The sequence below is a fragment of the Pseudomonas sp. PDM03 genome (assembly GCF_014852385.1).
GTDB classification, from domain to species: domain Bacteria; phylum Pseudomonadota; class Gammaproteobacteria; order Pseudomonadales; family Pseudomonadaceae; genus Aquipseudomonas; species Aquipseudomonas migulae.
The window spans coordinates 769,643-791,854 of record NZ_JACVBM010000001.1 but is presented as its reverse complement, the minus strand read 5'-3'; the positions used below and the strand labels follow the sequence as shown (position 1 = coordinate 791,854).

The window sequence follows — 22,212 nt, the reverse complement described above, 5'->3', positions numbered from 1 at the left end:
AGTAAGTTGATTTTTAGTGAAATGGCTAATTATAGCTCAGTCGCGAGGATTTCAGCGGTTTTTCTGGTCTGCCATTCTCGTCGCGCTGCATCCAGTTTCTAGAGGTTAAAGTTTCCATTGGAGTTAGTCCAAATTTACCTTTGGAGGGTAGGTTAACAGTGGGAGGTGGTTCTGTAAGGGTAGCCTCTTTGGAAGTTTCAGTGTTTGAAAGATTTTTGTGGCGTAATGCGACGTCCATATGCCAGTTGTAAAAATCTGCGGCGTTATAGAGGTTGTTTTCAAGATAGTTTTCCAATTCGTCCTGGTAATCGTGGGGGGGCTGCTCAGTAGTTTTGAATGAGTCAGGAATTCGCTCTGATACAAAAATATCTTTCAAATTCATACCGCCTTGCTTTAAAAAATTCAACGTATGCAGTTTCTGCTCCATCCTTGGTCGGTAATGACCACTTTTATTTTCTATAAAAGCGACTGCTCCTGATGTGATTACCATCATTCCAGCGTCTAAAACAGGGCGGCCAGAGAAAAGACTTGAGTGGTAAGTTTTGTTTCGTGCAGGTTTGAATAAAGCGAGCTCTGGTGCGTTATGTTCATTTAACGCCAGTACATATCCAAAATATCCAGGGGATTTAATCCAGTCCAATGAAGAAGTTATGCCGGCTTTATCATAATTAGCCTGGCTTCCAGTAGATCTGCGAATGATGCCTGCTTCGACTGTGTGAGGCATATGCCTCTCTGCTCGCTGCTGTTGATTGTAGTATCTGACGCCATGAAACTGTCGTGATCCGGCCGATTGTCTGGGGGCGTCTTCTTTAATTTGTTCGCCTATGTAGTCGAGATGTATGCCTCTTAATATATGTCCATAGCCCGTGAGTAAATGTTTATGGATTAAGTCCTGCCAGCGCTTTTTATTCAGACCTTCGCAATCGATGTTATTTATCGGGTCTGAGCTCAGAAATTGATACAGGTTCATCCCGTCGATGTACCCTGCTGGATCAGGATTGATCCACTGCTGCAACCACGGTGCGTAATAGCGGAATCCGTAATAATAAAGTCCTGTCGCATCCCGTTCCTTGCCGGAGTAGCGCACGGTTTTGTACTTGGCCTCGGTTACGTTTCGACCTGCCCAACACGCCGTGCCGCCAAACGAGTAATAGCATTCCTGGCTGATCAGGTTGGCATGCTGGTCCAGTTCCAATGTGCTGGATTTCAGGTGGTCGTTGAGGCTGTAACGTACCTGATCCTGAGCCATTTGATCGGGTGGTGCCGACACCCAGTGCAGCACCTGCACGCTGTTGCTGCCGGCGTTGGCGGTGATGACATGGAGGATTTCCCCGCTGCCGCTGTGACTGCGGACCTCCAAACCGGGCAGGTAACGTACTTCACGAAGCACTACTCGGGCATTGGTCAGACTCGAGCGCACTTTGCGCATCCGTTGGCCGCCGCCGTCGTAGATGTAGCATTCACAGTCGTCTTCTTTGTCCTTGCGCACGACCGGCCGCACCTCCCGCAGCTGGTTACGCAAGTCCCAGGTCAGTGACTGGCCGGCTTGCAGTTCTCGCAGGTTGCCGTTGGCATCGAAACCGTTGGCCAGTTCGTCCTCGGTCGGCGGCCGGTTGTCGCGCTCGGGCAGGCAGCGGTTGCTGTAACGTGCTCGGGTCAAGGTGCGGCCATGGGCTTGCGCGCCGACGTGCACCAGGTCCAGCAGGTTGCCGCCCGCGTCGTAATAAAAGGTTTGTGTGTAGTTGGCGAGCTGGCTCGGGTCGGGCGGCAGGGCTTGAAAGTCGGGCAGTGCGGGGCCGCCGGATCCGGTTTTGGCCTCACAGCCGGTGGCTCCGATCAACCGATAAAGCGTGTCGTAGCGGTAGGTCTTGAGCGGATCGATGCGCTGGTTGGCGAAGTAGCGGATCGGTTGCGTAGCATCCACGATGCTGAGCACATTGCCCACGGCGTCGTAGTGATATTTCAGGTCTTGCAGCGGTGTGCCATCGGCTTTGTCGGCGCTCAGTTCGGTCAGTCGGCCATTGGCTTCGTCGTAGCGGTGGCGGGTGATGACGCCGTTGCCGGCGGTTTCCGCTTCGATCTGGCCAGTGACGTTGTAGCGTATATCGTGGACTAGCAACTTCTCGACCTGTCTGCCGCCCGCCAGGGTCAGGCGGGTGTCTTTCAGTTGCCCGGCGAGGGTGTAGGCAAAGGACTGAACATTGCCGAAAGCGTCAGTCTGGCTGAGCAGTTCGCTGCCGGGTGCAAAGGTGTAAGCCGTGGTCGCGCCGTCTCCCGGTTCGAGCAATGCATCCCGCCCGGCAACGTCGGCCAGCCAATCGGGCGCATCGGTGCCGGTCAAAAACTTCCGTGTGTGGCTCAGCACATTGCCGGTGATACTCAGGTTACCAATATGAACGGTGCCCGCCGGGTCGTCGTGACGGATCGGTTGGCCGCACAGGTTGCACGCCGCAGACTCCGCGCTGGCATCGGCATAGGTAAAGCGCTCCAGCGTGTGCTCGGCCACTTCCCGACCGGATTCACGTATGGCCACCGGGCGCAGCAGTTCATCGTACTCGGTCAGCGAATGGCTGCCGCGGCCGTCCCAGTGTTCCAAAGGCTGCCCGGCGTCACCTGGCAACACAACGCGCCATCCGGCATCCACGCTGTCGGTCATCAATGCGCCACCTGACAGGCTCGTCACTTGGCTCAGGTTAAAAGGGGCCGATGCATCGGTGTGAGCCAGATCGAACAGATACGGATCACGACTGGCCGTCAATCGACCCACCGCATCGAAGCATTGCTGTGTCACCCGCGTGTCAACAGGATCGACCGCCTCCCGCCGATGAAACTGCACCGTCCTGAGCAACAGCCCACGCGCATCCGACACCACCATGGTCGGCGTGCCGGTATGCGCGAATGACGAAGCTCCGATTGGCATCCCTGCTGGCCTTGATCAAAGTGAACTGCCCATCACAATGCACGACCATCAATCGCCCGCCTACTGTAAGAAGTAACAGGTGAATCAAGTGTTTTCACCAACGCATCCGCACTCCCAAACTGCCAATCAGCCCGTTCAAATCATTTTCATCCACACTGCTGCTGTAATCCGCGCTGACATACAGGCTCACGGCGGGTGTCACTCTGGCCACCAGGCCCAAACCCACTTCGACCGTCGATGAATAGCGGCTGCTGCTGATCTTGTCGACCTGATCCAGGGTCACGGTATTGCCGGTGTAAACCGTGTGCCACAAGTTGGTCCGCACATACGGTTCGACCCCGAGGCCGTTGATGTCGTAGCTACCTTTCAACCGAGCACCGACCCGACCGCTCCAGGATGTCAGGTCGCTGGATGAAGCATTGCCGGAACCGGCGTACGGGGTGTCCAGGGTGATGCGCTGATTGATCAACTGAGCCTGGGGTTCGACCACCCAGTTTTCGCCCAGACCAATCGGAAAGCCACCTTCCACCGAGAAGGTGACTGCGCTGCCTTCGGTGGCTTGTCGGGCTCCTTGTTCATTACGACTGAAGCCGTTGACCCGACCGCCACTGGCCGTCAAGTCGACGTGCCAGCCCTGTGGGCCGGTCAGGCTCCAGTAGGCGCCGAGGCTCTGGCCTTGCAGGTTGAGGGTGTCGGTGTTGGGGTCGGCAAGGGCGCGACTGGTCAGCAGGCCGTTGCTGTTGCCTTGAAACTGGCTCATCCCGCCGATCAGCCCGACCTGCTGGGTATGGCCGCTACCGCTTTGCAGGGTGAGGATCGCCGGGCCTTTGAATTCGTTGGCGCCAGGAATGCTGAATTCCTGGGACAGATAATCGGTTTGTGCCTGACGCGATGCCTGTCCATAGAGCTGATCCCAGGCCGAGGGCGCAGCGTCTTCGATGGTCAGGTGTGAACTTCGCAGATCAGGCTTGGCGCTGAAGCGGCCGGGGTAGTTGGTAGCGAGCGCGGGCAAGGTGAGCACTGGGACCTCCTGTTCATACCAGGGGGTTGTTTCTTCCTCGGCAGGCGAGGCCTGCACTTCCATGGATGAGCACAGCAAGAGTGAACTCGAAACCGTGCAAAAAGTAACTTTGATCTCTTGTGGGGTGAATGAAGTTTTCATGGAGGTCTACCTTGCAGTCGCATGTGGTATCTCGCTATGGCGTCTCTCCTACCCCTGATTGAGGGGCGACCGAATGGATTGGGGCAAGCCGCTGGCGGCCCGTTTTGACGGGTGTCTGGGGGGTTGCTCCGGGTGGTACTTCCGGGGGTAGTAACGTCAAGCTAAGAAGACTGATGGCGTCGCGTCAAGAAAATGAACGATAAGCGGTATGTCTAATTTAGCCGTTGCAACTGATTGTTTTTTGGCGCTTATCTAAGTTCTTGTTTGTACGAAAAATCATCGTGAAAGTGTTGTTCCAGAGGCGTTTGAGCAGCCGACGGTCGGTAAGAAAGTCGATGTGAACGGCGAGATTCACGGTCGCATTCCTTAGAACATTACTGTCAATATCAATGATGCCTGACGGATCATGCCTGAAACACTAAAGACGCACTTCCACCGCCAACGGCAAATGATCCGACAGATGCGTCCACGGCTTGCTGCCCAATATCCGCGGCTCATGGCTGCTGGCATTGCGCAGATAAATCCGGTCCAGTCGCAGTAACGGAAACCGTGCCGGATAGGTTTTTGCCGGGCGACCATGGTGGCGCTCGAAGGCTTCGTGCAGGTAGTCGTGGCGGGCGAGGGCGGCGTTGCCTTGTAGCTGCCAGTCGTTGAAGTCGCCGGCGATGATCACCGGTGCATCGTCGGGTAAAGACTCAAGCAGTTGGCAGAGTAACTGGAGCTGCAACTGACGATGACTTTCCAGCAGGCTCAGGTGTACGCAAATTGCGTGGACTTCGGCGTGGCCCGGTACGTCGAGCAGGCAATGCAACAGGCCGCGGCGCTCGGGGCCAGTGATCGAGACGTCGAGGTTGCGGTATTCCCGGATCGGGTATTTTGACAGCAGCGCGTTACCGTGGTGACCGTTGGGGTAGACCGCATTGCGGCCATAGGCGAAATCGCTCCACATGCTGTCGGCCAGGAACTCGTATTGCGAGGTCTGTGGCCAGTTGTTGAGGCGGGAAGAATGGCGTTCGTGTTCACCGACGACTTCCTGCAGGAACACCAGGTCGGCGGACGTACTGCGTACCGCTTCACGCAGTTCCGGGAGGATGAAGCGTCGGTTAAACGCGGTGAAGCCCTTGTGGGTGTTGACCGTCAGCACTCTGAGTCGATTAATCGCCGGTGGCGTGTTCAATGGCGTCGATTCGACGGTCTGGCGCTTGGAATCACTGGTCACTTTGACTCCTCTGAATCAGGCTGGCTTATGTATGCGACTGATGCGGGGGCGGGCAGTTCAGTTTGAGCATGCGCTGCGGCCCGACTTGCCGGCGATGGCGTCCGCAAGAATGGCGCAAGGCTCAAGGGCCTCATCGCCAGCAAGCTGGCTCCTACGGGGGTGGGGGCAACTTTAAACCTGTGATCGACACAAACCTGTAGGAGCTGGCTTGCCGGCGATGGCGTCCGCAAGAATGGCGCAAGGCTCAAGGGCCTCATCGCCAGCAAGCTGGCTCCTACGGGGGTGGGGGCAACTTTAAACCTGTGATCGACACAAACCTGTAGGAGCTGGCTTGCCGGCGATGGCGTCCGCAAGATCAGCGTAAGGTTCAAGGGCCTCATCGCCGGCAAGCCGGCTCCTACAGGGGGTGTTGGTTTAGACGAAGACGATTTCATAGGGTAACCGCATGCGTTCCAGCAGTACCCGGGGCAGCAGCGGGGCGATACCGATGGCGGGTTCGCCGTCGAGCTGGCTGGCGTAGGCGTGGGTGGCGTGGCTTTTGCGTGCGACGGTCCAGGTGTCGAGGCGAACCTTGCGGGCGCGGTGCCATGGGATCAGCCCTCGATCACGCGTGGGCCAATGCCACGCCCAGACGGGTACTTCGTTGAACGCTGCGCCGACCGAGGCGGCGGCTTTGGCACTGGCGCGGCCGACGACGTCGTGGTCGACATTGCCGTCCTCGCACCAGGTGCTGAACACCACATCACCTGGCCGCAAGTACCGCGCGATGAATTGAGTCAACTGAAGCTCGCGCTCGGCCAGGGCGTTGTCGGTGAACCCACCGCGAATCCACTTCAGGCTGTGCATCGGCAAACCGAGGCGGCGCAAGGCTTCGACGCTTTCCTGGGGACGAAACACGCTGAGGCGTTTCTCCGACCATTGCTGTGACCCCGGATGGCTGGCGCTGCCGTCGGTGATCGAGATCAATTGCAGGGGATGGCCCAGAGCGCTGAGTAATTGCAGCAGTCCGCCGCAGGTCACGACTTCATCGCCGGGATGCGGCGCGATCACCACGGCGCGGGCGCCGGGCGGGACCAGGGTCTGGGTGTTGATGACGGGAATGTTGTCGAGCTGAGGCGCGTTGTTCCAGATCTGTGCAGTAAGGCTGCTGTCGCTGATGGAAACGGATTTCATCGGGCTACGTCCTTGTTCTAATTAATAGCAATGTGCCGCTCTCCGAACCCTGGATTGCCGCGAACAGAGTATTGCTCAAGTCACGCTATTCGTCGCGTCGATGTTCCCACCGGTACATATTTTTCTCCGGGTTGTGCCAGGCCGCGCAACTATCGCTGGAGTCGCTCCAGTGTCCGGCCGCTGCCTGGCCATGTAGAAACGCCCGTAGGTTCATTTCACTCTTCTTCCTCACGCTGCAATTCGAACAGCAGCAGCGAACGGCCGGTGACCGAATATTCGTGGCCGAACTCGAAGCGCTCCTGACCGCGGATCGATGGCTGATTGGTGTCGACCATGCAGGTCCAGAACCTGCCATCCGGCACTTGCGGCAAGGTGAAGTTGACGATGTCGTGGTGCGCGTTGACCACCAGTAGCAAGGTGGCATCAGCGCCCTTGCGGCGAATCCCGGTTTCCTGGGCTCGGCCATCGAGCAACATGCCGAGGCATTTGCCGTGGGATTCCTCCCATTGTTCGGTGCTCATCTCGCTGCCATCCGGCGCCAGCCAGGTGACGTCCTTGACGCCGATGTCCTCGTTGTAGTTACCCACCAGGAAGCGCCCGCGCCGCAGGATCGGATAGGCCAGGCGCAACTTGATCAGGCGTTTGACGAACTTCATCAATGCCTTGCCGTCTTCGCTCAGGTCCCAGTTGACCCAGCCGATTTCACTGTCCTGGCAATAGGCATTGTTGTTGCCGTCCTGGGTTCGGGCGAACTCGTCACCGGCCACCAGCATCGGCGTGCCCTGGGACAGCAGCAGGGTGGCGAAGAAGTTGCGCATCTGCCGCTGGCGAAGTGCGTTGATCTCGGGATCGTCAGTCGGGCCTTCGACGCCGTGGTTCCAGGACAGGTTGTTGTTGCTGCCGTCCTGGTTGTTCTCGTCGTTGGCTTCGTTGTGTTTTTCGTTGTACGACACCAGGTCGTTGAGTGTGAAGCCATCGTGAGCGGTGACGAAGTTCACCGACGCGTAGGGCCGCCGACCACGCTGATTGAACATTTCACCGGAGGCAGTCATCCGGCTGGCGAAGTCAGCGAGTTGGCCGTCGTCGCCTTTCCAGAACGCGCGCACGGTGTCGCGGAATTTGTCGTTCCATTCGACCCAGCCCGGTGGAAAGCGACCGACCTGATAGCCACCGGGACCAATGTCCCACGGCTCGGCAATCATTTTTACCTGGCGCAGTACAGGGTCCTGGCGGCAGGCAACGAGGAAGCTGTGACGCTCATCGAAACCGTCGTGGTAGCGCCCGAGAATGGTCGCCAGGTCGAAACGAAAGCCGTCCACGTGCATTTCCGACGCCCAGTAGCGCAGGGAGTCGGTGACCATTTGCAGCACGCACGGGTGACTCAGGTCCAGGGTGTTGCCGGTGCCGGAATCGTTGATGTAGAAGCGCTTGTCGTCGGGCATCAAGCGGTAATACGAGGCGTTGTCGATACCGCGCATCGACAGGGTCGGGCCCTGTTCGTTGCCCTCGGCGGTGTGGTTGTACACCACGTCGAGAATCACCTCCAGATTGGCTTCGTGCAGGTGCGCGACCATTTCCTTGAACTCGGCGATCTTGCCGCTGGCCAGGTAACGCGGGTCCGGGGCGAAAAACGCGATGCTGTTGTAGCCCCAGTAATTGGTCATGCCTTTGTGCAACAAGTGCTGGTCATTCACGAACGCGTGAATCGGCAGCAATTCCACAGTCGAAACGCCGAGCTTGCGGATGTGTTCCAGCATGTCATCGACCATCAACCCGGCGAAGGTGCCACGCACGTTCTCGGGGACAGACGGGTGACGCATGCTGAAGCCGCGCACGTGAGTTTCGTAAATGATGGTTTTGTCCCATGGCACGCTGACGCGATGGTCGTGGCCCCAGGTGTGCGCCGGGTCGATCACCTTGCATTTCGGTACGAACGGCGCGCTGTCGCGTTCGTCAAAACTGAGGTCGGCGTCGGGGTGGCCGATGGTGTAGCCGAACAGCGCTTCGGACCACTTCAACTTGCCGACCAGTTGTTTGGCGTAGGGGTCGATCAACAGTTTGTTGTGATTGAAGCGATGCCCGTTGGCCGGGTCATACGGGCCATAAACACGATAGCCGTAGATCAGCCCCGGATGAGCGTCGGGGAGGTAGCCGTGGTAGATCTCGTCGGTGTATTCCGGCAGTTCGATGCGCTCCAGTTCAACTTCGCCGGCGTCATCGAAGATGCACAGTTCAACCCTGGTCGCGTTGGCGGAGAACAAGGCGAAGTTGACCCCCAGACCATCCCAGGTGGCGCCCAGCGGGAAGGGCAGGCCTTCCCGGATTCGCGAAGCCTCGGCCTGAGGTTCTGGCGCGGTTTTTTTTGGACTGGTCATAGATGCTCCTGCAAAAAAGGGGGCTCACACACCGATTCACTGTAGGAGCGAGCCTGCTCGCGATGGACTCCAGAACGACGCGTTTTTCCAGACAATGCGCGTAATCGTTAACGTTCATCGCGAGCAGGCTCGCTCCCACAGTGTTCAGTGGTTTATCGGGGGCGAACGTGCCCACGGTGGCGAGAGGTCGCTCGCCACAAGGTCAGTCAGGACAATGCCGGGAAGTGTCAGACCGCAGGCGGTTTACGCGCTGCGCGAGGTTTCTTCTCGGTGGATTTTTCCCCGGGCGGGATCACCTTGGCCGCAGCGGCGGGTTTGGCCTTGGCTTTGGTTTTCGGCTCGCCAGCCTTGCCGTTGGCGGTTTTGCTGACGGCAGGCTTGGTGCCTGCCGCTTTGCTGCCGGCCGCCTTGGGCGATTTGCTGGGGGCCAGGGCTTCGGCTTCCGCCAGCTTGCGAGCCATCTCCCAGTGCCGGGCTTCATGGCCCTCGGGTTTTCCTTCCGATTCCCAGATCTGATAGGCAAATTCGCGGATGCGTTTATCGTCGGTACTCATCGCTATGCTCCTGAACTGAACTCAAAGTTTTGGATAAAGAGATTGACCGGGAAATCCCCCAGCGCGGCGCCAATCATCAGCTCCTTGTGTTCTGTGACTGCGACGCTGGAAAAAAGTCCCTTCAGATTTTCGGCAGGGGTGGCAAACGGTAATTTGACTCGCGTATCGCCCCACTGCGGCGCGCCGATATGGGGTTCGGCACTGTTTTTCAGCAGGCCTGCACAACGTATCGGGACGATCACGATGGCCTGCTTCTGGTTGTACGAGCGCGCAAATGCCAGCACTCGGTGTGCCTCGCAGCCGACCACTTCCAGCGCTTGATACATCCCGCGTTGAAACAGCTCGGCCTGTTGGGCGCGCAGGTTTAATGTGCGCGCGATCAAGGTTTGTTTGATGCGCCCGTCACGCCAGTTGGCCAGCAGTTCCGGCAGTTCCGGCGGACGTTGCATGCTGTGTTGGCGACTCGCGTAATCCACCGGGCGACGGTTGTCCGGATCGACCAGCGAGAAGTCCCAGTACTCGTTGCCTTGGTAAAGGTCCGCAATGCCCGGCACGGTCATGCGCAGCAAGGTTTGCGCCAATCCGTTAAGTGCGCCGGATGCAGCGATGGACGTCACGGCTTTGCTCAGGGCTGCGCGCAGCTGCTCACCTTCGGGGCTTAGCAGCAGACGTTCGATGAACGCCTGGGTCGCACGTTCATACGCATCGTTCGGCGCGCTCCAGCTGCTTTGCAGCTTGGCTTCACGCAAGGCTTTCTGCTGCCACTGCCAGAGACGTTTGACGTAGTCCTCGAGCGCGGGCCGATCGTCGACGCGCAGTTCCAGCGGCCAACTGCCGAGAATCGTCTGATACAGAATCAATTCATCGCCCGCCGACGGCATCGCATCGTCGTCGCGCACCGGCCGGGCCAGTGTCTGCCAGAGCGGCACCTGCTCGGCGAACCATGCGCTGCGCTCACTCAACACCGCCAGCCTGGCGCGGGTGTCTTCGCCGCGTTTGTGGTCGTGGGTCGCGGTGGCCAGCAGGTTGTCGGGGAATTCTTCGAGACGATTGAGGCACGCGGCATGGAAGTCAGCCACCGGTGCACTGAATTGTTCTGTGTTGAACCCCACGTCATTACGCGACAGCAAAACCGCCGAGCGATAAAACGCGGTGTCCTCGACAGCCTTTGCCGCTGCCGGTGACGTCAACTGCTGAAAACGCACGCAGGCATGCTTGAGCATCTTGCGCGGGCGACCCATCGGGCGTTTTCGCCAGGGTTCGCCGCCCAGCCATCGGGCCAGGCAATCGAGCACCGGCCAATCGGCTTCGCTGAGGTTTTGCCGCGCGCCGTCCATGGCTTGCTGAAAAAACCCATCGTCCTCAACGGAGCGCCCACAAGGGCTGATGTAGGTGCGATACACCGGGAAGTGCACGATCAGTTCCTGCAACGCCCGACGAATCGCGCCGAGGGTCAGGTCGCGGGTCATCACATCATCCCGGGCCACTTGCAGCAGCGCCTGGGCGACGCTTTCGAAGTCGCCGGCAAGCGAACCGTTGATAATTTGCTGACGGGCCAAGTGTGCTTCCTGACGGAAATCGGCGGGCCGTTCGCTGAAGCGGTTCCACAATTCGCCGAGGGTTTGCGCACCGGCGGGATCATGCTGCAGCAACGACAACTGGTTCATGAATTCATAACCGGTGGTACCGTCCACCGACCAGTCACGGTGCAGGGTTTCACCTTCGCCAAGAATTTTCTCGACGTAGATCGGCAGGTGTCGGCCCGGCGTCAGGCTGTCGACCCGGCGCCGCAGTTTGCGGCAATAACCGCGTGGATCGGCGAGGCCATCGATGTGGTCGATGCGCAGGCCGTCGATCAGGCCCTCGGCGACCAGTTCGAAGATTTTTGCGTGAGTGGCTTCGAACACCGCCGGGCGCTCGACACGCAGGCCGCCCAGTTCATTGACATCGAAAAAGCGCCGCCAGTTGATGTCATCCGCCGCCGTGCGCCAACTGGCGAGGCGATAGCTTTGACGTTCCAGCAACTGGTGCAGGCGCTGGAAACCGTCCGGCGTGAGCGAATCGTAGGCTTGCAGGTTCTGCTCTATGACGTGAAGCAGGGCCGGGTCGCTGGCCAGTTCGCGCAGCTCGACTTTCAACGGTTTCGCCAGACGGTGGGCGTCGGTCTGGTAACTCAAGGTGCTGAAACGGTCGGCCAGTGACTTGAATCGCTCGGTATCGTCCTTGAGTAATTCGCCGTAGTCCATCGGGCAAATCGGGAAGTGATGGTCGTAGTGTTCGACGTAAAAAACACCGTGCTGTGCATCGAAGCGCAAGGGCAGGGTGCCGTCCTGCAACGCCACGCCATAGTCGCTGCCGAGGAATGGCAGCAAGAGCTGACCCTCCATCAACGGATCGGGAGAATGCCATTGGATGTCGAAAAATTCGCCATACGGGCTCAAACGGCCCCATTCCAGCAAGTCCAGCCACCAGGGATTATCGCCGCCACCCACGGCCATGTGGTTGGAGACAATGTCGAGGATCAGTCCCATGTTCTGCTCACGCAACGCGCTGACCAAACGGCGCAACGCCGCTTCGCCGCCCAGTTCAGGGTTTACCGTGGTGGGGTCCACCACGTCATAGCCGTGCATGGAGCCTGCGCGTGCGCTCAGCAGCGGCGAGGCGTAGACATGGCTGATGCCGAGGCGGGCGAAATAGGACACCAGCGGCACCGCATCGTCCAGCGTGAAGCCTTTATGAAACTGCAAACGCAGGGTCGCGCGTGGTTGATTCATCGGTCACGCTCGGCCGCCTGAAGCCGCGCGCAGGCAAGCAATTCCAGACGTCGGGCCGCGTCCAGGTCATCGAGCAGGGCTTCGCTGGCGCCGGGCAAGCGGCGCGACCAATTCGGATGGGTGTCGATGGTGCCGGGCAGGTTGGCCTGCTGTTCGATGCCCAGGGCATCCTCCAGCGGCAGCAACACCAGCGGCGCGCGGGTATGGCCGAGGAAGCGAATGGCGGCGTCGAGTATCTGATCGGTCTCATGGGACTCTTCGCGGAAGTTCTGCGGGTCCTGGCTCAACGCCCGGCGCAGGCCTTCACGCTCCCGTTCGCGGTGACGGCGCCACTCGATTTCACCCGTGGCGTCGACCAGGCCCAATCGGGCATTCCAGTCGATATCGTGACCATGCCACCAGCCGTTGAGCGTCGGCAAATCGTGGGTGCTGGTGGTGGCCAATGCGTTGTCCGGCCAGTCGAGGATCGGCTTGAAGTGTGTGTTGTCCTGCTCGAACAGCAACACACGCATGCCGAGAATCGAACGGGCGATGAGTTTTTCCCGCAGGCCGTCTTCCACTGTCCCGAGATCTTCGCCGAGGACGATGGCTTGATGCCGATGGGATTCCAGGGTCAGCAGGCGCAGCAGATCGTCCACCGGGTAATACAGATAAGCGCCATCGGCGGGTGATGCGCCGTTGGGGATCACCCACAGCCGTTGCAGGCCCATGACGTGATCGATGCGCAGGCCGCCGGCATGGGCGAAGTTGGCCCGGAGCATTTCGATGAACGCACGAAATCCGTGACGCACCAGGCCTTCGGGCGAGAACGCGGAAATCCCCCAGCCCTGCCCGGTGCGATTGAGAATGTCCGGTGGCGCGCCCACCGTCAGCGAGGCGAGCAATTCGTCCTGGCGACTCCAGGCCTGGCTGCCGCCGCCGTCGGCACCGACTGCGAGGTCAGCGATCAGGCCAATGCTCATGCCGCTGCCGCGCGCGGCGGTTTGTGCGCGCTCCAGGCAACGGGTAATCAACCACTGGCAGAAGGCGAAGAAGCCGATGCGCCCGGCGTTCTCTTCGGCAAATTCAGCCAGCGCAGCACTGCGCGGGTCGCGCCATTGCTCGGGCCACTCGCGCCAGTCGAGGTTCTCACCCTTGGCGGCACGGGCTTCCTGAATGGCTTCGAAACGACAGTGGTTCTCCAGCGCTTCGCCAGCCGCGTGGCGGAAGCTGCTGAAATCGGCGTGCAACGGGTGTTCGCCCTGGACAAAGCCTTCGTACAACGCCTGTAACAGACGGTGCTTGGCCTCGGCCGCCACTGGCCAGTCAACCAGCGGCTGTTGTTCCAGATGTTTGAGCTCGGCGGCGAGCCCGGTGGCATCAATCGCCGTGCGCATCGCTCGTTCGCCAAGGATCGCGCCGGGTGCTGCGTACAGGCTGTTGAGGAACAGGCGGCTGGACGGCGAATAAGGGCTATAGCGTTGGGTGTCGCTGCTGAACATCGCGTGCAACGGGCTGATCGCCAGCGCTTCGGCGCCACGCTCACCAGCGACGCGGGCCAGATCTTCCAGCGCCTGGGTGTCGCCAAAACCGCCATCGCCGGAACGGCGCAGCGAGTACAGCTGCACGCTCAGCCCCCAGGCGCGAGGGATCGGGCTGTCGACCGCATCGCTGACGCTGTAGCAGCGTGCCGGCGCCACGGCCAGCGTAAAGGATTGGCCTTCGATAGTGACGTGCTGATAACCGACAGGAATCAGGCCGGGCAACATCGCTTGGTCATCCAGTTTCAGGTTGAGCCGCGATCCGTCCTCAAGGTGAATCTCGCAGGGGGTCTGCGGCTCGAAATAATGCGCGAGGCTGAGGCCCACGCCAACGTCCGCGGTCAGCAGCGGCGGCAGGTGCCGGGTTTGTTGCACTTGCTGCAATTCTTGCAGGCTGGCATCGATCTCCTGGGCGCTGCCGGCCGGATGGCCGAGCCCGGTCAGGACATTGCGTAACACCGATGGCGCAACTTTTTGTGGGCGGCCGTTGGCATCGATCCAGTCGACGGCCAGGCCAGCTCGGCTGGCCAGTATTTCCAATTGCGCATCGCTCATGGGCGCTCTCCATCCGGGGGTAGCAAAGTGGCTGCGGCCGTGAGGCTGACTAGCGCGCAATACGGGGCAAGGGTGCCCTGATTCAGCAGGTCGGCGGACTTCGGCGGGTGTTCGAACAACAACGAAGTACCGGCCTGTGGGGAGTGGACCACTGGCTTGTCGCTGAGGTTCAGGTCAATGCGCAGCAGGCTGCCATCGCCCAATTGCCAGCGCGCGCTCACCGCGCCTGGCGCCAGTACCTCGGCACCCAACGGGTGTGCACCGGGCAGGCGCGCGATGATCTGCTCGTGGCGGATTTTCAGCAGTTGGCGATACAGCGTGTAAATGGCCGATTGCCCGCTCGCCGTCAGATTCGGCCGGGAGTCTTCGAAGGTTTGCTGCGCGTTCGGGTCGGGAATCTGTTGACGCCTGGCCGGATCGGCAAATGCGTCGAATGCGGAAAATTCGTTACGCCGACCTTCGCGAACGAGTTCCGCCAGTTCGCCGTGATGGCTGGTGAAAAACAGGAACGGTTGCTCGACGGCAAACTCGTCGCCCATGAACATCAGCGGGATCATCGGCGACAACAGCAACAATGCCGTCGCGGCTTTCAAGGCGTCGGGGTGGGCAAGTTGGTGCAGCCGTTCACCGAATGCGCGATTGCCGATCTGGTCATGGTTCTGCAGGAACAGCACGAACGCCGTGGGCGGCAAATGACCGCTGGGCTCGCCGCGAGCTTCGCCATGGCGGTTGGTGTGGCCCTGGAACACGAAGCCCTGGCTCAGGCAGCGTGCCAACTGTTCGGTAGGGTTGTCGGCATAGTCGGCGTAATAGGCCTCGGTTTCACCGGTCAGCAGCACGTGCAGGGCGTTGTGACCGTCGTCGTTCCACTGCGCGTCGTAACCTTCCTGCAGCAGGCTGGCCTGGTTGTGTTCGTTTTCGACCGTCAGCCACACGTGGCGCGCCGGGTCGATTTGCTGCCGGATGCGTTGCGCCAGTTCCTGTAGAAAGTCCGGGTTTTTGATCGCGTGCACCGCGTCGAAGCGCAAACCGTCAAAGCGGTATTCCAGCAACCACATCAACGCATTGTCGATAAAGAAGTCGCGCACCTCGCGTCGCCGGAAGTCGATGGCCGCGCCCCAAGGCGTGTGCTTGTCTTCATTGAAGAACGCCTTGGCGTAGCGATGCAGGTAATTGCCGTCCGGGCCGAAGTGGTTGTAGACCACATCGAGCATCACCGCCAGACCATGGCCGTGGGCGCTGTCGATCAGGTGCTTGAGTTGCTCGGGCGTGCCGTAGGAGGCCTGGGGCGCGTAGGGCAGAACCCCGTCGTAGCCCCAATTGCGATCACCGGGGAACTGCGCCAGCGGCATCAGTTCGATGGCGGTAATGCCCAGTCCGGCAAGCCGGGCCAGGTGCTGCTCGACCTCGACGAAACCGCCGAGCGCACCGACGTGCAACTCGTAGATCACCGCCTCGTTCCAGGGCCGCCCCAGCCAGTCGCGGTGTCGCCAGGTGTAGGCGAGGGGATCGACCACCACGCTGTGCCGGTGAATGTCACCGGCCTGAGCGCGGGAGGCCGGGTCGGGCACCTCGAGTTCGCCATCAATGTTGTAGCGGTAACGCGTGCCCGCAGGACAACGCGTCTTGATCACGAACCAGCCATCGGCCTGAGGCAGCAACGGCAAGGACTGTCCATCTTCCAGTTCGACACTGACAAAAAACGCATCCGGCGCCCACAAGGCAAAACGCGTGTGCTCTGCGTCCAGCATGATTGCGCCGTGGGGCCAGGTCTCTAGGGTCCGTAACGGCATTGTTCAAAAACCTCTTACTGTTTGTTCGATTTCCCCAGCGCTTTAGCCACCAGCTGTTCGTAGAGTTCGGCGTAGGGTTCGACGGCTTTGCACCAGTTGAACGGTGCGGCCATGGCCCGGCAACGCATGGCATTGAGCAAGCCAGGAAAGGCGAACACCTTGAAGGCGCGGCTCAGGGCTTCCTGATAGCTCTCGACCGTGGATTCGTCGAACAGGAAACCGGTCACGCCATTTTCGATGGTGTCGGCCAGGCCGCCGGTGTTGCGCGCCACCGGCAACGAACCGAAACGCTGGGCGTACATCTGGCTCAAGCCGCACGGTTCATAACGCGAGGGCATCAGCAGGAAGTCGCTGCCGGCGAACATGCGGCGGGCGTCGGTTTCGTTGAAGCCGATGCGCACGCCGATCTGCCCTGGAAAGCGCAGGGCCAGTTCACGCATTGCCTGTTCTTCTTCCGGCTCGCCGCGCCCGATGATCGCGATCTGGCCACCGGATTTGACGATGTACTCGGACACGGCTTCCGTCAGGTCCAGGCCTTTTTGATAGACCAGGCGCGAGACCACGGCGAACAGCGGACCTTCGGAGTCGTCCAGCCCGAACAGCTCGCGTACGTGCGCCGCGTTGACCGCTTTGCCTTCCCAGTCACCGATGCTGAACGGACGGAACAGGTGGCTGTCAGTGGCGGCGTCCCAGCTCTCATCGATGCCATTGGGAATCCCGCTGAGCAGGCCTTGCTGGGTCTTGGCGGCGAGAAAACCGTCGAGGCCGCAGCCGAAGGCCGGCGTGGTGATTTCCTGGGCGTAGGTGGCGCTGACGGTGGTGATGTGGCTCGAATAAGCCATGCCGGCCTTGAGGAACGACATCTTGCCGTAAAACTCCATGCCTTCCTGTTGCAGGGCATGCGCGGGAATGCCCAGCTCGGGGCACGACCCCAGGCTGGTCACGCCTTGATAAGCGAGGTTGTGAATGGTGAACAGCGTCGGCGTGCGTTGACCGCGCCAGTGCATATAGGCGGGGGCCAGGCCGGCGGGCCAGTCATGGGCGTGCACCAGGTCCGGGCACCAGTGGATTTGTGCGAGGTTGGCGGCGATGTCGGCAGCCGCCAGGCCCAGGCGGGCGAAACGAATATGGTTGTCCGGCCAGTCGCGGCCGTTATTGGCGCCGTAAGGTGAACCTTCGCGCTCGTAGAGTTCAGGGCAGATCAACACGTAAATGACCAGGCCGTCAGGCATGTCCATGCGCCCGATCTTGCAGGCAGGCAGCGCAGCATGACCACCGAGCTCACCAATAATGTGGATCGGGTTTTCGCTGTGCAGCACTTGCGGGTAACCGGGGATCAGCACACGCACATCGTGCAATTTCGCCATGGCCCGGGGCAGCGCCGCGGATACGTCACCCAGACCGCCGGTCTTCACCAGGTCGGCGATTTCCGAGGTCACAAACAACACTTTCTTTCTGTTGGGATTCTGCCTGACCACCGGCGTCAACGTCTTGGTACCCGTGACGTTGATCGATTGGGCACTTGGGGCGCTCACGGCGCTCGTTTCGCCGACCTGCTGATGAGCACGTTCTCCCTGGATATCTAATGCCGTACTGATCATATGAATCTCCCGTGTTGTTGATCTAATTCTAGGTCTGGCAAACGGTGTTTCGTGGCCAAATCCTGTGGCCGGGCGCAAACGCGCTACGCATCGGTGAGCAAACGCTGCCCATGCGTTAAAGCAGAATGGCTGGAGTGGCCGTTGCAAGGATTGCACCAGTCGCAACGCACCTACCTTTCAGAGGACCGGCCACAAATGGCAAAAGTTTCGATTTTTTTGACACTTTGTGACCGACCGGTTTTGCCCCGCGAAAAGGAGTCTAGGCCAGAACTTAGAGCGGTGAAGGCCATATGGCAAAATTGTTCGACAATCGGTTCAAAGCGGTACGGACGTACCGCAAAGGCAGTCGAACGCCCCGACGAAGGGCATGTTTTTTCGCGATTCAGCCCCAAAAAGTAACCTGGCAGTCACATGAATGTGCGAGGGCAATTACGGTTGCGCACTGTTGTGGTGCGCTCTCAGGTCCCGCTTTTGGCCGAACCGCTGCCTTACTGCGGCGCGGGTTGCCTTGTTATAGTTCGGGCCTCATTTTTTGCCCGGTAAAGGATCACTGCCATGTCTCAGTACACTGCGTTCACCGTCGAACTGGCCGATAAAATTGCCCATGTGCAGATCAATCGTCCGGAAAAGATCAACTCGATGAACGCCGCGTTCTGGAGCGAGATCATCGAGATCTTTCAGTGGATCGATGACACCGACGAAGTCCGGGTGGTGGTGCTCAGCGGCGCCGGCAAACATTTTTCCTCCGGTATCGACCTGATGATGCTGGCCGGCGTGGCCAATGAACTGGGCAAGGACGTCGGCCGCAATGCGCGCCTGCTGCGCCGCAAGATCCTCGCGCTGCAAGCGTCCTTCAATGCCGTCGACAACTGCCGCAAGCCGGTGCTGGCAGCAATCCAGGGTTATTGCCTGGGTGGCGCGATCGACCTGATTGCCGCCTGCGACATGCGTTATGCCGCCGAAGACGCGCAATTCTCGATCAAGGAAATCGACATCGGCATGGCCGCCGACGTTGGCACCTTGCAACGCTTGCCGCGGATCATCGGTGACGGCATGCTGCGTGAACTGGCTTACACTGGTCGCTCGTTTGGCGCCGAGGAAGCGCGCAGTATCGGCCTGGTCAATCGCGTCTACAGCGACACCGCCAGCCTGCTCGACGGTGTCATGGGCATTGCCCGGGACATCGCCGGCAAGTCGCCGATTGCGATCACCGGCACCAAAGAGATGATCAGCTACATGCGTGACCATCGCATTGACGACGGCCTCGAATACGTCGCTACCTGGAACGCCGCCATGCTGCAATCCACTGACTTGCGCGTGGCCATGGCCGCCCATATGAGCAAACAGAAACCCGAATTTCTGGATTGATTGAAAAATGACTTCACGCTGGACCACCGCAGTACTGGACACCGATCAACCGGGCGGCTGGGCCGTCGCGCGCAGCCCCGAAGGCTTCCTGTTCGACGACAATGGCGCGCTGTTCCCGCGTGAATGGCTCAAGCGTCAGGACCTGCCGGTTCTGGCCGAGCACGGCATCGGTCATCTGGATGGCGAACCGGTCTACCTGCTGGAGCTGCGCAGTCACAGCGAAGTACCGGGCTGCAACTGGAAAGGCTTGCGGGCGTTCATGCTTGATGGCGATCACGCGGTTTACAAAGTGCTGGGTTATGCCGCGCAGATCGGCACCTGGGCCCGTGAACACCGTTTTTGCGGCAACTGCGGGCAGGCGACCTTGCAGGTGCCGCGTGAGCGGGCGATGTATTGCGAGCCGTGCAATTTGCGCTATTACCCGCGGATTTCGCCGAGCATGATCGTGCTGATCACCCGAGGCGATGAAGTCTTGCTGGCGCGTTCGCCACGGTTTGTCACCGGGGTCTACAGCACGCTGGCGGGTTTTGCCGAGCCGGGCGAGTCCGCTGAAGACTGCCTGATTCGCGAGGTGCGTGAAGAGGTGCAGATCGAGGTCAAGAACATCCAGTACATGGGCAGTCAGTGCTGGCCGTTCCCGCATTCGATGATGCTTGGCTTTCACGCCGAATACGCCGGCGGCGAGATTGTCTGTCAGGAGGACGAAATCGAGGACGCCCAGTGGTTCAACGTGCACGAGCTGCCGCCGTTGCCGGCGTCACGCTCGATTGCCCGTTACCTGATCGACGTCTATGTGGCGCGGCGTTTAGGCCACGCTGAACCAGTGCTGCCAGGCTAGGCGCACAGTCAGACCCAGCACCACGGTGATGAACACCGGGCGAATGAACTTGGCTCCGCCGCTAATGGCGGAGCGCGCACCGAAGAACGCACCGACCATCACCGACAGGCCCATGCTCAGGCCGATGATCCAGTCCACTTGCCCGGAAAAGATGAACACCGACAGCGCCGCAATGTTGCTGACGAAGTTCATGCTGCGCGCCACGCCGCTGGCCTTCACCAGGTCGATGGGGTACATCAGCAGGCTGCTCACGGTCCAGAACGCGCCGGTGCCGGGGCCGGCCACGCCGTCGTAGAAGCCGAGGCTGAAGCCTTGGGTCGATTGCCACTTTTTCTTGATCGGTGCCTCGCTGTCCAGCGGCGCTTTCGGCGTGCCACCGAACAACAGGTAGAGGCCGCAGGCGAACACGATCACCGGCAGCATTTTGTTCAGCCATTCGGCGGGCAGGTAATGCGCGACCACGGCACCGGTCAGCGCGCCGACCAAGGTGCCGACGATGGCGTGCACCCACTGCCGGGGATGGAACAGTTTGCGCCGATAGAACGTGAAACTGGCGGTGGCCGAGCCGAAGGTCGAACTGAGTTTGTTGGTGCCCAGCACCAGGTGCGGCGGCAGGCCGGCGGTCAACAGCGCCGGCGTGGTCAACAGACCGCCGCCACCGGCAATGGCGTCGATGAAACCGGCAATGAAGGCGACGACGGCCAGAATGGCGAGGGTGGTGAGGTCAACGCTGAGTTCGAAAGGCATGGAAATGGGCTTATTCGGCGGGGGGCAGCAAAGGGCTGCGGGGAAGGGCCGATATCTTACCTATATCCAACTTCTGCGGCGACTGGTGTGGCCTCTTCGCGGGCAAGCCTCGCTCCTACGGTTAAGCGTATTCCCCTGTAGGAGCGAGGCTTGCCCGCGAAGACTGACTTGCAGGCGCTACATCACTTGGCGCCCGGCCCATTGCCGATCTGCCACACAAACGGCGGTTCAGTCCCGTTAATCTCCCAATCCCCGACAATCCGCGCCTTGTAGATCACCGGATTGTGCGAAGACACGGTCCGCGCATTACGCCAATGCCGGTCCAGCGATTTCCCCTGACGCACATCCGAAGCCCCCAGCGCATTGAACAGCTCGGTGGTCGCCCGCTGAATCAGCTCCGACACCACCACCTGCGCTTTCGCCGACTCGAGTTCCGCCGCAACATTCGCCGCCCGCTCCAGCGCGTCATCCCCCGAAAACCGCGCCCGATACGCCCGCTGCGCCGGTTGTGCAGCCTTCAACGCGCTCGCTTCGGCGGCGTACACCAGCGCCGCCACTTCACCGACGACTTGTTGAACTTGTGAATCCTCACTGACGCGCTGGGCATTGCCATGGCTGTAAATACGTTTGCGTTCACGTACCTGATGCGCCACGTCGCGCAACGCGGCGCGACCGATCCCGCTCAGCGTGGCCAACAACACGAGCTGATAGAACGCCGTCTGGTATTTGAAACGGGTGGCGAAGTCGATGATGTTTTCGGCGTCCACCTCGGCGTCGATAAACCGCGACGTGCCGCTGCCCGTGGTGCGCTGACCGAAACCGTCCCAGTCATCGCTTTGCACGATCCCCGGTTGCCGGGTGCGCACCGCAGCGATGACATCGCCACCGGTGTCACTGCGCTGGGCGTAGACGTCGATCCAGTCGGAAAACAGGCTGCCGGTGCTGTAGAACTTTTCACCGTTGAGCCGCCAGCCGTCGCCGTTGGGCGAGACTTTGGTGATCACGTCGCCAATCGCCACATTGCCGATTTCAGTCCAGGCGCAGCCGACAATGTCGCCGTCGACAAAGCGTTTGAACCACAGGTCCCGTGCCGGCCCTGGCGTGGCGTTCAAGCGGTCCTCGGCAAACGCGAAATGCCCGCGCAGTGCCTGGGGCACGTTGGAGTCGGCTTCGGCCAGTTCGATCAGCAACTCAAACAGCTGCGGCAGGGAGGCGCCGCCACCCCCATATTCCACCGGCACGCGCACCGCGCCGAAACCGGCGTCCTTCAGCCACTGAATGGGCTCGTAAGGCAGGCTGCGCGACTGTTCACGCTCAACGGCACCGGCGGCGATGCGCTGGAAAATCGGACGGAATCTCGCGGCCAGCACTTCATAGTCAGTGCCAATGGACAGCGGATTGATTACCTGGTGTTCGGTCATGGGACAGCTCCTTGGATCGGCAGTGGATGCCAAGGGGGATTGCATGGTCCATGCCGGATAGGGACAGCCAGGATTTACTGAAGCGTAGGGATTCAGATTCAGCTTGAACTGTTGCCGGGCCAACAGCGCCGCAGCAAATTGCCCTGTCACACCCAGCCCCATGTGGGAGTGAGCCTGCTCGCGAAAGCGGTT

At 60.3% G+C, this 22,212-nt stretch carries 14 protein-coding genes; 2 read left to right on the top strand and 12 right to left on the bottom strand.

Annotated features, from left to right (window positions below; all coding sequences use genetic code 11):
- Nucleotides 1-25 precede the first annotated feature (25 nt).
- From IB254_RS03670 to glgA, 10 genes are all read right to left on the bottom strand, one after another.
- Nucleotides 26-2,920, bottom strand: a complete 2,895-nt coding sequence (locus IB254_RS03670; protein ID WP_192416439.1) for an RHS repeat domain-containing protein — start codon at nucleotides 2,918-2,920, stop codon at nucleotides 26-28.
- 94 nt (nucleotides 2,921-3,014) lie between these two features.
- Nucleotides 3,015-4,082, bottom strand: a complete 1,068-nt coding sequence (locus IB254_RS03665; protein WP_192416438.1) for an autotransporter outer membrane beta-barrel domain-containing protein — start codon at nucleotides 4,080-4,082, stop codon at nucleotides 3,015-3,017.
- Nucleotides 4,083-4,500: 418 nt separating this feature from the next.
- Entirely contained in the window at nucleotides 4,501-5,301 is an 801-nt protein-coding gene (locus tag IB254_RS03660) for an endonuclease/exonuclease/phosphatase family protein (protein WP_192416437.1), read from the bottom strand.
- A 414-nt stretch (nucleotides 5,302-5,715) separates the two neighbouring features.
- The gene (locus tag IB254_RS03655; RefSeq protein ID WP_192416436.1) at nucleotides 5,716-6,474 is read right to left on the bottom strand and encodes a PIG-L deacetylase family protein; all 759 of its coding nucleotides are present in this window, start codon (nucleotides 6,472-6,474) and stop codon (nucleotides 5,716-5,718) included.
- Between the two features lie 215 nt (nucleotides 6,475-6,689).
- The gene (glgX, locus tag IB254_RS03650) at nucleotides 6,690-8,849 is read right to left on the bottom strand and encodes a glycogen debranching protein GlgX (protein WP_192416435.1); all 2,160 of its coding nucleotides are present in this window, start codon (nucleotides 8,847-8,849) and stop codon (nucleotides 6,690-6,692) included.
- 227 nt (nucleotides 8,850-9,076) lie between these two features.
- On the bottom strand, nucleotides 9,077-9,403 hold the full coding sequence (locus tag IB254_RS03645; protein WP_008038331.1) for a DUF2934 domain-containing protein: 327 nt from the start codon (nucleotides 9,401-9,403) through the stop codon (nucleotides 9,077-9,079).
- Between the two features lie 2 nt (nucleotides 9,404-9,405).
- Nucleotides 9,406-12,177 (bottom strand): malto-oligosyltrehalose synthase, encoded by a 2,772-nt coding sequence (locus IB254_RS03640; protein WP_192416434.1) that lies wholly within the window; start codon nucleotides 12,175-12,177, stop codon nucleotides 9,406-9,408.
- Nucleotides 12,174-14,252 carry a 4-alpha-glucanotransferase gene (gene malQ, locus IB254_RS03635; protein ID WP_192416433.1) on the bottom strand — a complete coding sequence of 693 codons (2,079 nt, stop codon included), beginning with the start codon at nucleotides 14,250-14,252 and terminating at the stop codon, nucleotides 12,174-12,176. Before malQ ends, IB254_RS03640 begins: the two co-directional genes overlap by 4 nt.
- Nucleotides 14,249-16,045: a malto-oligosyltrehalose trehalohydrolase gene (treZ, locus tag IB254_RS03630; protein ID WP_192416432.1), complete on the bottom strand. Its 1,797-nt coding sequence runs from the start codon at nucleotides 16,043-16,045 to the stop codon at nucleotides 14,249-14,251. Before treZ ends, malQ begins: the two co-directional genes overlap by 4 nt.
- 14 nt (nucleotides 16,046-16,059) lie before the next feature.
- Nucleotides 16,060-17,646 (bottom strand): glycogen synthase GlgA, encoded by a 1,587-nt coding sequence (gene glgA, locus IB254_RS03625; protein ID WP_192416431.1) that lies wholly within the window; start codon nucleotides 17,644-17,646, stop codon nucleotides 16,060-16,062.
- Nucleotides 17,647-18,201: 555 nt separating this feature from the next.
- On the opposite strand from glgA, the gene IB254_RS03620 reads away from it, so the two are divergent.
- Both IB254_RS03620 and nudC read left to right on the top strand, forming a co-directional pair.
- Entirely contained in the window at nucleotides 18,202-19,014 is an 813-nt protein-coding gene (locus IB254_RS03620) for a crotonase/enoyl-CoA hydratase family protein (RefSeq protein ID WP_192416430.1), read from the top strand.
- Between the two features lie 7 nt (nucleotides 19,015-19,021).
- Nucleotides 19,022-19,852, top strand: a complete 831-nt coding sequence (gene nudC / locus IB254_RS03615) for an NAD(+) diphosphatase (protein ID WP_008026265.1) — start codon at nucleotides 19,022-19,024, stop codon at nucleotides 19,850-19,852.
- Here nudC and IB254_RS03610 read toward each other — a convergent pair.
- Nucleotides 19,820-20,599, bottom strand: coding sequence for a TSUP family transporter (locus IB254_RS03610; protein ID WP_008038340.1), 780 nt, complete (start codon nucleotides 20,597-20,599; stop codon nucleotides 19,820-19,822). The genes nudC and IB254_RS03610 overlap by 33 nt on opposite strands.
- A 182-nt stretch (nucleotides 20,600-20,781) precedes the next feature.
- Nucleotides 20,782-22,020: an acyl-CoA dehydrogenase family protein gene (locus tag IB254_RS03605; RefSeq protein WP_192416429.1), complete on the bottom strand. Its 1,239-nt coding sequence runs from the start codon at nucleotides 22,018-22,020 to the stop codon at nucleotides 20,782-20,784.
- Nucleotides 22,021-22,212 lie beyond the last annotated feature (192 nt).

What these genes read in the sequence shown, in the direction of transcription:
- IB254_RS03640 (WP_192416434.1), bottom strand. Translation starts at nt 12,177, where the DNA reads ATGAATCAACCACGCGCGACCCTGCGTTTGCAGTTTCATAAAGGCTTC.
- IB254_RS03665 (WP_192416438.1), bottom strand. Translation starts at nt 4,082, where the DNA reads ATGAAAACTTCATTCACCCCACAAGAGATCAAAGTTACTTTTTGCACG.
- nudC (WP_008026265.1), top strand. Translation starts at nt 19,022, where the DNA reads ATGACTTCACGCTGGACCACCGCAGTACTGGACACCGATCAACCGGGC.
- glgA (WP_192416431.1), bottom strand. Translation starts at nt 17,646, where the DNA reads ATGATCAGTACGGCATTAGATATCCAGGGAGAACGTGCTCATCAGCAG.
- IB254_RS03610 (WP_008038340.1), bottom strand. Translation starts at nt 20,599, where the DNA reads ATGCCTTTCGAACTCAGCGTTGACCTCACCACCCTCGCCATTCTGGCC.
- glgX (WP_192416435.1), bottom strand. Translation starts at nt 8,849, where the DNA reads ATGACCAGTCCAAAAAAAACCGCGCCAGAACCTCAGGCCGAGGCTTCG.
- IB254_RS03620 (WP_192416430.1), top strand. Translation starts at nt 18,202, where the DNA reads ATGTCTCAGTACACTGCGTTCACCGTCGAACTGGCCGATAAAATTGCC.
- IB254_RS03605 (WP_192416429.1), bottom strand. Translation starts at nt 22,020, where the DNA reads ATGACCGAACACCAGGTAATCAATCCGCTGTCCATTGGCACTGACTAT.
- IB254_RS03655 (WP_192416436.1), bottom strand. Translation starts at nt 6,474, where the DNA reads ATGAAATCCGTTTCCATCAGCGACAGCAGCCTTACTGCACAGATCTGG.
- IB254_RS03645 (WP_008038331.1), bottom strand. Translation starts at nt 9,403, where the DNA reads ATGAGTACCGACGATAAACGCATCCGCGAATTTGCCTATCAGATCTGG.
- IB254_RS03670 (WP_192416439.1), bottom strand. Translation starts at nt 2,920, where the DNA reads ATGCCAATCGGAGCTTCGTCATTCGCGCATACCGGCACGCCGACCATG.
- treZ (WP_192416432.1), bottom strand. Translation starts at nt 16,045, where the DNA reads ATGCCGTTACGGACCCTAGAGACCTGGCCCCACGGCGCAATCATGCTG.
- malQ (WP_192416433.1), bottom strand. Translation starts at nt 14,252, where the DNA reads ATGAGCGATGCGCAATTGGAAATACTGGCCAGCCGAGCTGGCCTGGCC.